The sequence below is a fragment of the Wukongibacter baidiensis genome, from assembly GCF_050888315.1.
Classification (GTDB): Bacteria; Bacillota; Clostridia; order Peptostreptococcales; family Caminicellaceae; genus Wukongibacter; species Wukongibacter baidiensis.
Window position 1 is genome coordinate 1,436,690 of record NZ_CP138202.1, and the last position, 15,661, is coordinate 1,452,350.

General features: G+C 34.2%; 15 protein-coding genes and 1 other annotated feature. All 15 genes read right to left on the reverse strand.

Annotation, left to right across the window (positions count from 1 at the left end):
* Positions 1-208: 208 nt before the first annotated feature.
* Positions 209-1,099 carry a phosphate ABC transporter substrate-binding protein gene (locus R9X47_RS06710; RefSeq protein ID WP_432665971.1) on the reverse strand — a complete coding sequence of 297 codons (891 nt, stop codon included), beginning with the start codon at positions 1,097-1,099 and terminating at the stop codon, positions 209-211.
* 263 nt (positions 1,100-1,362) lie between these two features.
* A complete protein-coding gene (locus R9X47_RS06715) occupies positions 1,363-1,884 on the reverse strand; it encodes a hypothetical protein (protein WP_432665972.1) in 522 nt (173 codons plus the stop codon).
* Positions 1,885-1,914: 30 nt separating this feature from the next.
* Complete coding sequence (locus tag R9X47_RS06720) at positions 1,915-2,196, reverse strand: hypothetical protein (RefSeq protein WP_432665973.1); 282 nt, start codon at positions 2,194-2,196, stop codon at positions 1,915-1,917.
* A gap of 304 nt (positions 2,197-2,500) precedes the next feature.
* Positions 2,501-4,165 (reverse strand): biosynthetic-type acetolactate synthase large subunit, encoded by a 1,665-nt coding sequence (gene ilvB / locus R9X47_RS06725; protein ID WP_432665974.1) that lies wholly within the window; start codon positions 4,163-4,165, stop codon positions 2,501-2,503.
* Positions 4,166-4,191: 26 nt separating this feature from the next.
* Complete coding sequence (gene ilvD, locus R9X47_RS06730) at positions 4,192-5,856, reverse strand: dihydroxy-acid dehydratase (protein WP_432665975.1); 1,665 nt, start codon at positions 5,854-5,856, stop codon at positions 4,192-4,194.
* Positions 5,857-5,867: 11 nt separating this feature from the next.
* Positions 5,868-6,860, reverse strand: a complete 993-nt coding sequence (gene ilvC, locus R9X47_RS06735; protein WP_432665976.1) for a ketol-acid reductoisomerase — start codon at positions 6,858-6,860, stop codon at positions 5,868-5,870.
* An 18-nt stretch (positions 6,861-6,878) separates the two neighbouring features.
* Positions 6,879-7,115: an ACT domain-containing protein gene (locus tag R9X47_RS06740; protein WP_432665978.1), complete on the reverse strand. Its 237-nt coding sequence runs from the start codon at positions 7,113-7,115 to the stop codon at positions 6,879-6,881.
* Positions 7,116-7,550: 435 nt separating this feature from the next.
* Positions 7,551-7,810: a binding site (T-box leader), on the reverse strand.
* Between the two features lie 114 nt (positions 7,811-7,924).
* Positions 7,925-9,100 carry a LysM peptidoglycan-binding domain-containing protein gene (locus R9X47_RS06745; protein WP_432665980.1) on the reverse strand — a complete coding sequence of 392 codons (1,176 nt, stop codon included), beginning with the start codon at positions 9,098-9,100 and terminating at the stop codon, positions 7,925-7,927.
* Between the two features lie 410 nt (positions 9,101-9,510).
* Complete coding sequence (locus tag R9X47_RS06750; RefSeq protein ID WP_432665981.1) at positions 9,511-9,999, reverse strand: protease complex subunit PrcB family protein; 489 nt, start codon at positions 9,997-9,999, stop codon at positions 9,511-9,513.
* Positions 10,000-10,176: 177 nt separating this feature from the next.
* Entirely contained in the window at positions 10,177-11,112 is a 936-nt protein-coding gene (locus R9X47_RS06755; RefSeq protein WP_432665982.1) for a transketolase family protein, read from the reverse strand.
* Positions 11,112-11,936, reverse strand: a complete 825-nt coding sequence (locus R9X47_RS06760) for a transketolase (protein WP_432665983.1) — start codon at positions 11,934-11,936, stop codon at positions 11,112-11,114. Before R9X47_RS06760 ends, R9X47_RS06755 begins: the two co-directional genes overlap by 1 nt.
* A 19-nt stretch (positions 11,937-11,955) precedes the next feature.
* Positions 11,956-12,825: a YitT family protein gene (locus R9X47_RS06765; protein WP_432665984.1), complete on the reverse strand. Its 870-nt coding sequence runs from the start codon at positions 12,823-12,825 to the stop codon at positions 11,956-11,958.
* 413 nt (positions 12,826-13,238) lie between these two features.
* Positions 13,239-13,973: a WecB/TagA/CpsF family glycosyltransferase gene (locus R9X47_RS06770; RefSeq protein ID WP_432665985.1), complete on the reverse strand. Its 735-nt coding sequence runs from the start codon at positions 13,971-13,973 to the stop codon at positions 13,239-13,241.
* Between the two features lie 16 nt (positions 13,974-13,989).
* Positions 13,990-15,069: a polysaccharide pyruvyl transferase CsaB gene (gene csaB, locus R9X47_RS06775; protein WP_432665986.1), complete on the reverse strand. Its 1,080-nt coding sequence runs from the start codon at positions 15,067-15,069 to the stop codon at positions 13,990-13,992.
* Positions 15,070-15,166: 97 nt separating this feature from the next.
* Positions 15,167-15,661, reverse strand: coding sequence for a DUF4330 domain-containing protein (locus R9X47_RS06780; RefSeq protein WP_432665987.1), 495 nt, complete (start codon positions 15,659-15,661; stop codon positions 15,167-15,169).

Below are 15,661 nucleotides of genomic sequence, written 5' to 3' on the forward strand. Positions count from 1 at the left end.
GTCGACTTTGTCGACAAGATGACAGGCTGTTGAGAAATCTGAAGTTCGAGGCGTGCTGAGACTAAGAGACCGTAGCGTATATAAACATACGTAAGGGTTCTTAGTTGAAGCAACAACGAAGAAATTCTGATTTATCATCAGCCTGAAACTCCACCTCATCTGTGGAGTCTCTTTACTGCTCTTAATCATATGTTCACTAGGATATCTATTATTTTACTGTAATTAATTTTTCTCCAACTATCTTTTGACCTTCATCGCTTAATATGAAATCTAAGTATGCTTTAGCTGCTGGGCTTGGTTCACCCTTTGTAAGCATTAAGAATGGTCTAAATACAGAGTACTTTTCTGCTTTAATATTTTCAACCGTAGGCTCAACTCCATCAACCTTTAATCCCTTTACTGACTCATCTAAATATGATAAAGATACATATCCAATTGAATATTCTTTCTTAGCTACGTTAGCCTTAACCGCACCATTTCCTTCTGCAATCAAAGCATCTTTTCTAACTACAGTTACTTTCTTACCATCAGCATTCTTTTCTTGTAGCTTCATTATTCCTTCGAAAGCTCCTCTAGTTCCTGAACCAGATTCTCTACTTACAACAAGGATTTCCTTGTCTTCTCCACCAATTTCTTTCCAATTCTTGATTTCGCCTTTAAATATCTTAGTAACTTGTTCTTTAGTAAGGTCTTCAATCTTGTTACTTGGGTGAACAACTACTGCAATCCCATCGTATGCTATAACATGCTCAGTAAATCCCCACTCTTTTTCTGCAGATTTCAGGTTACGTGAAGCCATTCCTATGTCTGCACTTCCATCATTTGCAGCCTTAACACCTGCAGTTGATCCAACACCTTGAACATCTATTTGTACGCCAGGCTCTACTACTGAAAAAGCATCAGCTAAATTTTGTGCTACTGGTGTTACAGAAGTAGATCCAACAACTGATACTGTACCCTCTAACTTTGATTCTTCTTTCTTTTCTTCACTTTGATTCTCTTGTGCCTTAGATTGCTCAACTGGCTTTTCCTTTGCACAACCAGCAAATACACCCATTGCTAAAACAACAATTAATAGTAGCGATAATATCTTTTTCATTTAAAAATTTCTCCCTTCACGTTTCATGATTTTGTCAATCCCCAATCTCATATATAATTTAACATTTTTTGCTTTAGCTTTTGTTATGTGAATGTTAATCCATCGTTAACTCTATGTTAAGTAATGTATAGGACAAATACTTATCACAAATACTATATGTTTGCACGAAAAAACGTTGGCTTTACACTAGGCCAACGTCTTGATGAGTATCTCTTATCAAAAATGTGTCATTTTTTTTATCTTTATAAGAAGTCTTTTCAGTTTTATTTTTTAACCTTTTTAAGTAATGCTAAGTATTTAAATCTCTTTTTATATCTCCCAAAATCTATTCCCTTTAAATTCAACTTTTTAGCTGTAATACTTTTAAATTTATAAAATCTAATAATGCTTCTGAGAGCCTCAAAGTATTTTACCGTTTCTCTTTTACTCTTTACATCTATAGCATTAGAAGATGATTCTATACCACCAACCGTAGAAAAAACACTGATCTTTTCTTCTAATCCTTTAGCCATATTCACCAGTTCTTCGCTATTATGGGATACCTGTTCAATGTTCTTTGACTGATTTTCAACTCCAACTGAGACCTCCTTCACTAGTTCTGTCGACTGTTCTGTAACGGTTGCAATTTTATTAACTCCTTCAAGTATTTTTTCCTTCTTTGGACTCATCTCATCTATAGACTGATTCAAATATTCCATTTCGTTGGCTATCATATTTGATGATTCTTCTATATTCTTAAATATTTCTTCGGCCTCTATTTTCAATTGCCTTTTCGAACCACGCAAATTCTTGGTTTTTTTCCCTTTTATCACCATCTAATGATTTAGTGGATTGAAAAATTTGTCTGCAACTAAAATATTTGTAACACTGTTTTCTCTAGATATTCCTTGTAATGTCATTTCCATTGTAGAAAACAAGACCTCAGCAGATTGCTCTATTTGGTTTGATAATAATTTCTGAGTTTCCACAGCAGTTTCAAGTAATCTCTGTTTTGTAGCAATTGAATCATATGTAGTAATTCCAGCTAACGAGAAAAGTAGAATAATAAAGAATACTGAAAGTATTTTGACTAAGATGCTTTTTCTGAAAAAATTCATAATTATCCTCCTCTAAAAAAACAGATATCTGATTCTGAATTAAGAAAATCATATAACTTTATTCATAATTTAATAGGAGTTTTATAATTTCCTCAATTATAATAATAACTATATTTACCAGACTGTTAGTTAAATCCATGTTAATATTTTCACAAATGAGAAATAGAGTGAAAATTTAGTGACATCGAATACCTTCTTTTGAGTCTGAGTTTACTTCAAGAATTATCACACAAAAAAAGAATCCTTTTTAATAAGGATTCTTTAAACTGTGATTATTTATGAATAATCCAGATTTAATACTATGTTATCCGATTTTCCCTTCAATCAAATCATCTATAGGTTTTCCTGCAGGTACAATAGGATATACACCTTGATTTTTATCAATTTTACATTCAATAACAGCTGATTGTCTTTTCTGAACAACTTCCTTTAATACTTCTGCCAAACTGTCTAACTCTTCAACCCTATACCCTTCTATTCCATAGGCATCAGCAAGTTTAACATAATTAACTTCGTTTCCTATATCGGTTTGAGAATACCTTTCATTTTGGAATAGTTTTTGCCACTGTCTTACCATTCCAAGGGTATTGTTATTTAATAACAAGGTGATAGTTGGAAGATTATATTTTGTAACTGTCGCTAATTCATTGCAGTTCATTCTAAAACTTCCATCTCCTGTTACATGCAATATTGTTCCATCAGGCTTCGCTACCTGAGCTCCTATTGCTGCTCCAAGACCGTATCCCATGGTTCCTAAACCACCCGAAGATAAAAAGCTTCTAGGTTTTGTGAACTTCCAATATTGAGCAGTCCACATCTGATGTTGACCTACATCAGTTACTACAATTGTATCATCTCCAAGTATATCTTGAGCTGTCTTCATTATATTTTTTGCAGTGAACTCTTTTTCTGCTAATCTACCGTCGGACTTCCATTGATTTATTTCCTTAAGCCATGGGCTTCTATCCTTAGAATCTACTCTCTCAACTAATTTATTTAGTATTTTTTTAACATCACCAATTATTGATAGATTGGCCTTTTTATTTTTATTAATCTCGGTTTTATCAATATCTATATGAATTATCTGTGCTCGTGGAGCAAACTTATTCACCTTTCCTACAACTCTATCACTAAATCTTGCTCCAACTGCAATAACTAAATCGCTATTTGTTACTGCTAAATTTGCTTCTTTAAGGCCATGCATACCAACTAACCCAAGTGATAATTCATTATTTCTAGGAAAACAACCAAGTCCCATCAAAGTGTTGACCACTGGAACCTCCGCTTTGGTTGCAAATTTAGAAAATTCCTCAGAGGCGTTAGATATTATAACTCCTCCCCCAGCATAAATTACTGGTTTTACGGATTTATTAATGACACTTGCCACCTCATCGATAAGCTTTTCATCTATTTCTTCTGAGTTAGACTGTTTTGCCTCAATATTCTCATTTCTATAGCTTGTTTTTTCGATGAATATATTTTTAGGTACATCTATTAAAACAGGACCAGGCCTTCCAGTTTGCGCCGTTTCAAAAGCTTCCCTTATAATATCTGATAAATCATCTACATCCTCAACAAGATAATTATGCTTTGTAATAGGAAGTGATATACCCGTAATATCAACTTCCTGAAAGGAATCCTTACCTAGTAAGGATCTCGGCACTTGTCCTGTAAATACAACCATAGGAACCGAATCCAGATATGCTGTGGCAATTCCCGTAATAGTATTTGTTGCTCCAGGTCCAGAGGTTGCAAAGCATACTCCAACCTTACCAGTTGTACGAGCATAGCCATCTGCTCCGTGAACTGCTCCCTGCTCATGGGATGTCAGAATATGTGTAAAGGTATCAAAGTTATCATATAAGGCATCATATAATGGTATAACTGCTCCACCTGGATATCCAAATATAGTATCTACACCCTGTTCCTTTAAACATTCCAGTACAATTTGTGCTCCACTAAGCTCCATCTTTTCACCTTCTTTCCTTCATAGTCCTACAATCCTTTATAGGTTGCGCCCTTGCTTGCCGATGTAACCATTTTGCTGTATTTATCAAGATACCCTTGACTAGCAGTCTTTTCAATCTTGGATAACTCTTTTCTTCTATTTTCCAGTTCTTTTTCATCAACAAGTAAGTCTAGTCTTCCCTCTATCATATCTATATCAATAATATCTCCATCTTTAACTAAAGCAATTGCTCCTCCATCGACTGCCTCAGGTGATACATGACCAATTGCCGCTCCTCTTGTTCCCCCTGAAAATCTTCCATCGGTTATTAAAGCCACGTACTTATCAAGCCCCATACCTGCTAGAGACGATGTTGGTGTTAACATCTCTCTCATTCCAGGGCCACCCTTTGGACCTTCATATCTTATTACAATAATTTCGCCTTTTTGAATTCTTCCGCCAAGAATTGCCTCAACGGCCTCTTCTTCCGCATTAAATACTTTTGCCTTGCCTTTGTTAATAAACATTTCCTGAGCAACAGCTGATTTTTTAACCACTGCACCTTCAGGAGCAAGACTACCCTTTAGAACCTTTATTCCTCCGGTTTCACTATATGGATTTTCGACTGAAGCAATTACTTTATCTCCAACCTTTTCACATCCATCTATAAGTTCACCTATTGTTCTACCCGATGTAGTTAGCGCCTCTAAGTTTAACAAGTCCTTTTTCTTTAGTTCATTCATCACAGCCATTATTCCACCGGCTTCGTATAAATCCTCCATATGATAAGGACCAGCAGGACTCAATTTACATAGATTCGGAGTTCTTTGGCTTATTTCATTTATTTTATCCAGATTTACTTCAACATTTGCTTCCTTTGCAATCGCTGTTAAATGTAATACCGTATTTGTAGAGCATCCCAATGCCATATCTACAGTTAGAGCATTTTCAAATACCTTCTCAGTTAGAATATCCCTTGGTAAAATCTGATCTCTAATAAGGTCCATTATCTTCATACCAGTGTATTTTGCTAGCCTTATTCGTTCGGAATAAACAGCCGGAATAGTTCCATTTCCAGGTAGTGCCATAGCCAATGCTTCTGTCATACAATTCATTGAATTCGCTGTAAACATACCGGAGCACGAACCACATCCAGGACAGGCTTTATCTTCGATTTCCTCTAATTCCTCTTCAGTCATCTTTCCTGCCTTTACTGCTCCTACGCCCTCAAATACCGTAGTTAAGTCAATCTTTTTTCCAAAGGCCTTACCCGCAAGCATTGGTCCTCCACTAACAATTATTGAAGGAATATTTAATCTTGCACATGCCATTAACATTGCAGGTACGGTCTTATCACAATTAGGAACTAAAACCAATCCATCAAGGCCATGAGCCTTAGCCATGATTTCTATACTATCAGTAATCAATTCTCTACTCGGGAGAGAATATTTCATCCCTTCATGGTTCATAGCGATTCCATCACATACAGCTATTGTTGGAAATTCTAATGGAGTACCACCCTCCATTAGAACCCCTCTTTTAACAGCATCCACAATAGTTTTCAAGTGAGTATGCCCTGGTACTATTTCATTATATGTGTTTACTATACCAACTAGTGGTTTATTAATCTCTTTGTTTGTCAGACCTAAGGCCTTAAATAGTGACCTGTGTGGAGCCTTTTCTAAACCCTTTTTTACTGCAGCACTTTTCAAGTCCAGTCCTCCTATTCTTCAATCCATTCCATCATACTTCTTAGTTTTTTACCTACTCCAACTATAGGGTGCTCTAGCTCAGATCTCTTGATAGAGTTAAATACAGGTCTATTTAACATATTTTCTGATAACCAATTCTTAGCAAACTCTCCTGCTTGTATTTCTGATAAAACTTTTTTCATTTCGCTACGAGTTTCTTCTGTAACAATTCTTCTACCAACCATATAGTCTCCATATTCTGCTGTATCACTTACGCTATATCTCATTTTCTCAAATCCGCCTTCATAAAGTAAATCTACAATCAGCTTTAATTCATGTAAACATTCAAAGTATGCTATTTCAGGCTGATAGCCAGCTTCAACTAATGTATCAAATCCTGCTTTAATAAGTTCAGTAGCTCCACCACAAAGAACGGCTTGTTCTCCAAATAAATCAGTTTCAGTTTCTTCTTTAAAAGTAGTTTCTAAAACCCCTGCTCTAGCAGAACCGATTCCCTTAGCATAGGCTAATGCAAATTCCTTTGCTTTTCCAGTGTAATCTTGATAAACGGCGTATAGGGCAGGAACTCCCTTACCATCACTGTATACTCTTCTAACTAAATGCCCTGGTCCCTTTGGAGCAACCATAAATACATCTACATATTCTGGCGGAACTATTTGACTAAAATGAATATTAAATCCGTGGGCAAATACTAGTGCATTGCCTTTCTCTAGGTTATCCTTAATATGATCAGTATAAACTTTTCTTTGATGTTCGTCTGGAACCAATATCATAACAACATCGCTCTTCTTAGCAGCCTCAGCTACTTCTAAAACTTCTAATCCCTGTTCCTCAGCTTTACTCCATGACTTGCTTCCTTTATATAATCCAACTACTACGTCAACACCACTTTCCTTTAGATTAAGAGCATGGGCATGACCCTGACTCCCGAATCCTATAACAGCCACCTTCTTATCCTTAAGTAGCTCTAAGTTTGCATCATCATTATAGTACATCTTTGCCATTTAAAACTCCCCCTATTATTAGTTAATTTCTGTTACATCATGTACACTTACAAGCTTTTCCATTTGTTTTATCGCTTGCTCAAATCCTAAGTTAAATTCATCTTTTAATATTATTTCAAGATTAGAAAAATTTGAGTTCTTTATTTCTTCCATATTTACACTTCTAACCTCAAATCTCTTTCTCTTCAAAAGTCCAACAACTCTAACTAGAGTTTCTAATCCACTATCTACTCGACACAAAACTTTTTTTTCCAATCTACTCCACTCCCCAATTTCTTTTTATTTCTTACTTACATAAATTCTTGATTTATGTAGAAGATTATATCTACTTCATAAGTTAAATAGATTTTCAGGTTGTTAAAAATTAAAAGAAGGATATATTGTTTTTGTGTCTAAATATTTAATAAGGTTTATAATTTTTTTTTATATTTTCTTTATCAGCTAATAGAATGGCCAGTTCTGTTAGCTCTTTTTTATCTTCTCTTCTTTTAATTTTAACTGAAAAGTCATCAATCAAAATCGACCATTCACCTCCTCTTAATCCTTATATATTAATAATTTAAGTTAGGCACTAGGTACTGGGTACAATGCTTAAACTTTTGGACTAAGCCTTTAGATTAATGAATTTTTTGCTTGATATTTATTCTCTAAATATAAAAAATCTCTCGTCTCTAAGATAATTAATTCTATCTTAGGGACGAGAGACTATTCTCGCGGTACCACCCTAGTTCCAATAACAAAAAACAATTGGCTCTTAGTTCAGATCGAAGGGATTTTCCTTGAATCCTAGCTGTATAACGGTAGCTACCGACCTAATCTACTTGGATCATACTTTTCAATCAGGCAGTTCAAGAGTGATCATTACATATCTACCTCAACACCAACTCCCAGCAAACGTTGGCTCTCTGTAGTTAAAGCTTAGATATCTTTCTCTCTATCAGCACTTTTAAATATTTATTGAATATTTATGAAAATTATACTACCGTTATTCATATAAGTCAATCCTATTTTTGAATTTTCTAAATAATTTTTATTGATACAATTTTTTAGCAATAAAGCTAGATTTATTTTAATCCAGCTGCTATTTTTATATCATCTTGGTGGTCATAATTTATTTTACCATCCTTATGTCTTGTGCTATTTGCAAAATGAATATCCATATGTCCTTTTACACCATTATCACTAATATATTCTATATCATGGGGCATCGAAGAGCCTGAAGCAGCTATTTTTCTTCCGTCAACTATAACTAAAACAGGTCTTGTATTCCAACTGTAACTTCCACCCCAAACCTCTTTCATCACAGCAGCATCATACGCAGTTAAAGGCTCACAATCTGCATGATTTGCTCCTATAGTTCTCTTCATTGTCCATTCTCTCCCACTATAAAAGTCTCTAACTTTAAATATTTTACCTATTGGAACTACGTATTGGGCCCCTGTCCACCAGTCAAGGTATTCACCATATGTATCGCCCGGAGTGCTTTTTACAGGTACATGGTGGACTGGGATTTTAAGAACATCACCAATATTAAGTATAGTATTTTCATTCATATTATTGGTATTAATCAATTCATATTGAGGTATTCCAAACTTTATTGATATTTTCCAAAAGTCATCGCCTTTTTGTACTGTATAATAAGTATAAGTAATGTATGGTTCTGAATTTTGTGTTTTAACTGTAGTCGTTTCCTTTAAAGATGCACTATTCGGTATATTAATACTTTGTCCGACATAGAGTTCACTATATTCATTTGCATTATTGATATCTAAAAGTTCATTTAGATTTACTGAATATTTTTGACTAATTTTCCAATAGGTCTCCCCTGATTGTACAATGTGGGTTTTATAATTATTGGATTTTGGTATGGTTACTATATCATTCACATTTAACATTGTTTGTGAGTTAGCATTATTTGCTTTCAGTAGATCATTAACATCAACATTAAATTTCTGGCTTATCTTCCAATAGGTATCCCCTGAAGCTACTTTATAGAGGATTCTTTCATTTGGATTATAGGGAAGCTGTATAGTTTGTCCAACATTCAGATATGGATTTTTTTCTGCAGAATTTTCAGAGAGAAGAGCATTTAAATCAATGTTGTATTTTTCACTAACCTTCCAATAGGTGTCACCGTTTCTAACTTCATAGGATATGGTATCAGCAAATGCATTGATACTGCTCTGAGTAAGAAGTGTAATTCCGATCAGTCCTCCAACTATAAGTTTCTTAAATTTCATTAAGTGGCCTCCTTAAAAGTATTAAATCTAATGAAATTTAATTCGACATTTTTCGACATTTTCCTTTATGTAAATTTTTCTAATTCTCATTTAGTAGTTTAAGGCCTACCATTTTGGGTAATTGTCAATAGAGGGGTTTTTTCTCCTTTAATTTCTCTCCAACTATTTTTGTGTATTCTATAGATAAAAACATATACAAAAAAGCGACCAAAACAAATTGGTCGCTCAGATTGTTAACAACGTTAACAAGATGATAGGTTGTTAAGAAACGCGAAGTTCAAGGCGTGCTGAAACTAAGAGACCGCAGCGTATAAAGACATACGTAAGGGTTCTTTGTTGAAGCAACAACAAAGTAATTCGGGTTTGTTAACAGCCTCAGCGACCAAAATAAATTGGTCACTCTTTAGATTTTATTCTTCATATCTCGTCTTTAATTCAATTCTATAAGGCAGTTCCTTCAAAGTAGTCTTAGCAACGATATATGGATATGTAATTGCTTCGGTTACTACATCCCCCGGCTTAGGATCTGTAAACTTTGCATATACTACTAATTTAAACTTATCTTCTTCGTCTTCTACCTTCTCAATCTTATCTATATCAACAGTATATCCGCCTGTAGGCTTTTCTCCCCTTGTTACTACAACAAAGATTTCTCCATTCACCTTACACGCTAAAGCTCTTTCTAAGGTTTGATACCTAGGTAAAATTTCTTTAATTTTTTTCGGTACTTCTTTCTCTTCCAGCACTTTAAATTTCACATTTTCATCGTTGTTAGTGAAATGTTTTATTCCCATGGTTGCGCTCACTAAAATAAGTAAAGCTACTAAGGCAATCAGCAGCGTTCTCATGTTAATAAACCTTTTCATTTTCGTGTTGTTCATATTAGTATTTGATTTCATTTCTACGGCTCCCCCCTCTATAATACCTATTTAATACTATTCAAGAGGGTAGACAAATATTCCAAGAAAACAAAGACAAGGGGCTGTCTCATAAAGGAATCTTACGAGCCAGCCCCAGGGTGTTTCAAAATAAATTATTTTTAGATATCGAAGATGTTTATCGTCTAAACAACCTCTTTATTTTTGTAGTATCTCTTTTGCTTTTGCTATTATATTTTCAGCAGTCAATCCATATTTCTTCATCAGTTCATCAGGCTTACCTGATTCACCGAATGTATCATTGATACCAACTCTCTTTAATAGCGCAGGATGATTTTCTGCTAAAACTTCTGCTACTGCACTTCCTAAACCGCCTATAATATTATGTTCTTCAGCAGTTATTATTCCCTTGGTTTCCTTTGCAGCCTTTATGATTATTTCTTTATCTATTGGCTTTATAGTATGCATGTCAATAATTCTAGCTGAAATGCCTTCTTTAGCTAGTTCTTCATAGGCCTTAAGAGCTTCATCTACCATAACTCCTGTTGCTATAATTGTAACATCATTACCACTTTTTAATTCCATACCCTTACCGATAGTGAATTTAGTATCCTTATCATATACTACAGAAACCTTAGCACGGCCAAGTCTTACGTATACAGGACCATCGTACTCAACGATTTCATTAAGTAAAGCCTCAGCAGATGTAGCATCGGCTGGATTTAGAACTGTCATATTAGGTAATGATCTCATAAGAGAAATATCCTCTATTGCTTGATGAGATGCTCCATCTTCCCCTACTGTAATACCAGCATGGGTAGCGCATACCTTAACGTTTAATTTGGGATAACATATTGAGTTTCTTATTATTTCAAAGGCTCTACCAGATGCGAACACAGCAAATGTACTTGCGAAAGGTATCTTTCCAGAAGCTGCAAGACCAGCAGCAGTTCCCATTAGATTTTGCTCAGCAATACCCATGTTAAAAAATCTATTTGGGAATTCCTGTGAAAAAGCATATGTCTTTGTGGATTTTGACAAATCCGCATCTAATACAACTATATTTTCATTCTTTTTTCCAAGTTCAACTAGGGTTTCACCATAGGTCTCACGAGTAGCTATTTTCTTAGTCATTATATTTCACCTCCAAGCTCTTTTAATGCCTTTTCCTTATCTTCGTCCTTTGGAGCCGTTCCATGCCAAGAAGCCTCGTTTTCCATAAAGGAAACACCTTTACCCTTTACAGTTTTAGCAATAACCATTGTCGGCTTCCCATTAGTTTCCTCAGCCTGATTAAATGCATTAATTATTTCCTCAAAATTATGACCATCAATTGTAATTACGTTCCATCCAAAGCTTCTCCATTTCTCGTCTATTGGATTAGTACTCATTACATCTTCGTTTTTACCATCTATTTGAAGTCCATTAAAGTCTAAGATAGCTGTGATATTGTCTAGCTTATAGTGGGCAGCAGCCATAGCAGCCTCCCAAACTAAGCCTTCATTTATTTCTCCATCACCTAGTAAAACATAGATTCTATTTCCTACTTTGTCTAGCTTTGAAGCTAAAGCCATACCAATTGAAGTCGAGAATCCTTGTCCTAATGAGCCAGTAGACATTTCTACACCAGGAATCCCCTTCATATCTGGATGTCCTTGAAGCATGCTTCCCATTTTTCTTAGTGTAGGTAGCTCTTCGGGTGAAAAGTATCCTTTTCTTGCAAGTGTAGAATATAAAACTGGTGCAGCATGACCCTTTGATAGTATAAATTTGTCTCTGTTCTCTAGCTTAGGATTTTTAGGGTCTACATTCATTTTCTCAAAATAAAGAGCAGCCAATATATCTGCTGATGACAGAGACCCACCTGGATGGCCTGAACCTGCTGCATTAATCATTTCAACTATGTCTCTTCTAATCTGTGTAGCTATACTTTGTAGCTCTTGATACTGATTGTTCATTAATTCTACCTCCTATTACTTATTTTTTGTTCATTGGAGTAAATCCTTCTCCAAGAACTTCATGTATGGTAGTTACCATAATAAATGCTTGTTTATCTATAGCATATACTATATTCTTAAGCTTAGTCACTTGAGCCCTGTTTACAACACATAACAATACATCCTTGTCTTCACCGGTGTACATTCCCTTGCCCTTAAGTGCTGTGGCTCCTCTAGCTAATTGCACAAAAACTTCTTTACTTATTTCTTCTGAGTATTCAGTAATAATGTAAAATGCCTTTGAATAGTTAAGGCCTTCTACTATGAAGTCTGCAACTTTAACAAGAATATATAAAGAAATTATTGAATATAATGAGGTCTCAATATTTCTATTAACAATACCTGCTGCAGCAACAATGACAAGGTCAATTATCATCATCAGTTTTGGAATGCTAAGCCCTGGAATATATTTATTTAATATGGCTCCTGCTAAGTCAGTTCCTCCAGTAGTGGCACCACTCTTAAATACTATTCCAATACCTATCCCGACTGCGACACCACCAAATATTGAGGCCAATAAAAGGTCTCCGGTAGCATTAATATTGTTGCCAAAAATAACTATTAAAATCCTAATAAAAATAGAAAGAGAAGCTGTCCCATAGGCCGTTTTAGCTCCAAATGCTTTACCAAGAACCATAAGCCCTATTATGAAAAGTGGTATATTTATAGCAAGGTTAGTTACATCCATAGGAATGCCGCTAACTTTTTGAATAACGATTGCAAGTCCTGTTACACCACCGGGCGCTATAGTATTAGGCTCTAAGAACATTAATAAGCTAAGTGCCATTAAAAACGTTCCCAATGTAATTCCTATGTAGTCTAAAAATACTTTAAACCATTTTTCCTTCATAATCATCACCCTATTTAATATCTTTAGTATGTATTATAGCTGTTCTATAGCTATTAAATACCCTGTATTTTGCTGCATATAACATTTATATTGTAGTTCTTTATAAGGATTGGCAAGGGTGATTTTTTTTACATATTATGAAAATTATATTTATTCATTATCCTAATGTTTTTATAATTTTCTATGTATTACGAAACCTCATTTATCGCACAACTGTCATTATAACATAGTTGTATTTCAAATAAAATAATTTTTACAAAATAATAATTTACCACATCAAATCACTAATATTTATACAAAGCTTTTTACAGAAATAATCTATGAATGAACAATAAAAGATACAAGAAATTTTTCTTGTATCTCTCAATTCATAAACTAATATTAAATTAATATAATAACTCCAAACATCATAATTAATTTGTAATGTCTTTACTTTTCAGAACTTGTATCATAAATTTGGGAAGAATAAGCATCCTTTTGAACCTCCAAGGTTCTTTAAGCAATCTATAGAACCATTCCAACCCTAGAATTTGAAAAACCTTCGGAGCTCTTTTTGCCGTTCCTGCCCAGATATCTACACCTCCGCCAACTCCCATTGCTATATTAACGTTTAAATCTTTTCTATGTTTATATATCCACTTCTCCTGTCTAGGTGCACCCAGGGCAACGAATAGGATATCAGGTGACGCATCATTTATATTTTCTATAATTTCCTTTTCTTCCTCTACATTGAAGTATCCATTCCTATAACCTTCTACTTTGATATTGCTATATTTCTCTACGATATTATGCACAGCCATTTCAGCCACCCCTGGTTTACCTCCAAGTATATATATGGACTTTCTTGAGTAGTCACAGAATTCAAGCATTCTTTCCATCAAGTCTACTCCCGTTACTCTTTCAATCAGTCCTAACTTATGTACCTTCGAGGCAATAACTAATCCGATTCCATCAGGTATATTCATATCCGAGGACTTAAGGATTTCTTTGAGTGCTTCATCCTCCCTGGCAACCATGACAATTTCAGTATTTGGAGTACAAATAAATGAAAATACAGATCTATCCAACAGCTGTTTAAATCTCTCAAATGCGCTTTCTAAAGTCACAACATCTATTGGTACACCATACATCCTTATAGTTTTTCTCATTATTACACCCGCTTTACTATAACATTTTACTTATTATCTCTCTATTTCTTTTAATCATTTTCTGTAGATTTTCGCCAATATTTCTAAGTTTCTTGGCTTCATCTTTTCTTCTATTCCATAAGTTATCAAACTCAATGCATAGATTGATATAATCCAATTGCTCTACTTTACCACCATTTTTTTGCTCAACCATCTTTAGAAACGTCTGTACTTTTGGGTCATATTCCAATCCTATCATAGGGATTTCTTTAATACAAGCAAATATTAGTGCATGTAGCCTCATAGCAATCATAATATCTAAAGTTCCTATAATACCTAAAATTTCCTCAGGCGGGTATTCCTTTTCTAAAATGTAAGCTTCGTTTTTCATTTGCTCCATTATTTTTCTAGATATTTCTCCATCCTTAGAGACCTGCATAGGAACAAATACTACACTTAGGCCTTTATTTGCGATATAGTCTCCCAAGTTAGCCATTGTCTTTACAAAGCTTTCACCTACATACCAGGGCCTAACGGAAACTCCTATTAAAGGCTTATCAGTTGGAATACCTTCACTTCGCAAAAATTCTTCAGCCTTTTTATTATCAATGCTTTCTAAGCAAAATGTAGAATCAATAGTAACTTCAATTGGCTTTGTTACCCCTATCTCTTCCATTAGTTCTTTTGATTTAGGATCCCTTAATACAATCTTGTCTACTTTATTAATTATTGTCTTAGCTAAGTATTTATTATAATTATTTCTAATTGGTCCAAATCCATTACAAAAAAATAATACAGGCTTCTTAAAAAACTTGGCTATACTTATGATTGTTAAGTAGTAGAGAAGGGACCTGCTACTAGTAACATCCTGCAGTAGTGACCCGCCTCCACTAATAACTAAGTCTGAGTTTTTAATAGCGCTTAATATATCTCTAAAACTATTCCTACTTACACCATGTATTTTATGTATGCTTTCAGTATATTTAGTATTGTAGGAAAGAGCATGTATTTCTGTTTTAGAATCCTTTTCTCGAATCATTTTTACAATAGAGGATAGAATAGCTTCATCACCTAAGTTTTTAAAACCATAATAACCGAAAATAAATACACGTTTCATAATGTTCTTCCTTTCAAGGAATTATTTAAAACAACTATAGTCATGACATGTTAAAAATTTATTAATCTTTAGAATGTCATTACTTTATAATATGGAATTAAAATTCGATTCCCTCAATGACTGACTGAAATCTAATCATTCTACTTTCAATAAACATAGATCTTCCTATTTGTATTTCAACTTTAGATATCTTTATATCTCTATCTGTTATATTTGCTCCACATTTTAGGACAATTCTCATGTCATATCTTCCGGGAACTTTACTATGTATTACATTTCCATCCTTATCAGTTGTTTGCATTAGATGATCAGTTACTTCTACCTTTACCACTTCACCCAATGTACTTTTTGTTTCTACATCTCTAAATATATCTCCTTCTTTTACACTCTTTATTGAAATATCTTTTATACCACTAACATTGTAGGTAAGTAACATCTCTCTACTAGCTTGAGACTGAAGAAATTCTTTACTATTTTCATTGTTATCCAATATATAGAACTTCCCTACTAATAATACTACAACAAGAAGCACCATTAAATCTAAGTAGTTTATAAGCCCAAATATTTTGCCTTTGTTATCAATTATTTTCAA

Bases quoted from the DNA above. Each gene is read 5' to 3' on its own strand.
- R9X47_RS06710 (WP_432665971.1), bottom strand. From the start codon at position 1,099: ATGAAAAAGATATTATCGCTACTATTAATTGTTGTTTTAGCAATGGGT.
- R9X47_RS06720 (WP_432665973.1), bottom strand. From the start codon at position 2,196: ATGAATTTTTTCAGAAAAAGCATCTTAGTCAAAATACTTTCAGTATTC.
- ilvB (WP_432665974.1), bottom strand. From the start codon at position 4,165: ATGGAGCTTAGTGGAGCACAAATTGTACTGGAATGTTTAAAGGAACAG.
- ilvC (WP_432665976.1), bottom strand. From the start codon at position 6,860: ATGGCAAAGATGTACTATAATGATGATGCAAACTTAGAGCTACTTAAG.
- R9X47_RS06745 (WP_432665980.1), bottom strand. From the start codon at position 9,100: ATGAAATTTAAGAAACTTATAGTTGGAGGACTGATCGGAATTACACTT.
- R9X47_RS06750 (WP_432665981.1), bottom strand. From the start codon at position 9,999: ATGAAATCAAATACTAATATGAACAACACGAAAATGAAAAGGTTTATT.
- R9X47_RS06755 (WP_432665982.1), bottom strand. From the start codon at position 11,112: ATGACTAAGAAAATAGCTACTCGTGAGACCTATGGTGAAACCCTAGTT.
- R9X47_RS06760 (WP_432665983.1), bottom strand. From the start codon at position 11,936: ATGAACAATCAGTATCAAGAGCTACAAAGTATAGCTACACAGATTAGA.
- R9X47_RS06765 (WP_432665984.1), bottom strand. From the start codon at position 12,825: ATGAAGGAAAAATGGTTTAAAGTATTTTTAGACTACATAGGAATTACA.
- R9X47_RS06770 (WP_432665985.1), bottom strand. From the start codon at position 13,973: ATGAGAAAAACTATAAGGATGTATGGTGTACCAATAGATGTTGTGACT.
- csaB (WP_432665986.1), bottom strand. From the start codon at position 15,069: ATGAAACGTGTATTTATTTTCGGTTATTATGGTTTTAAAAACTTAGGT.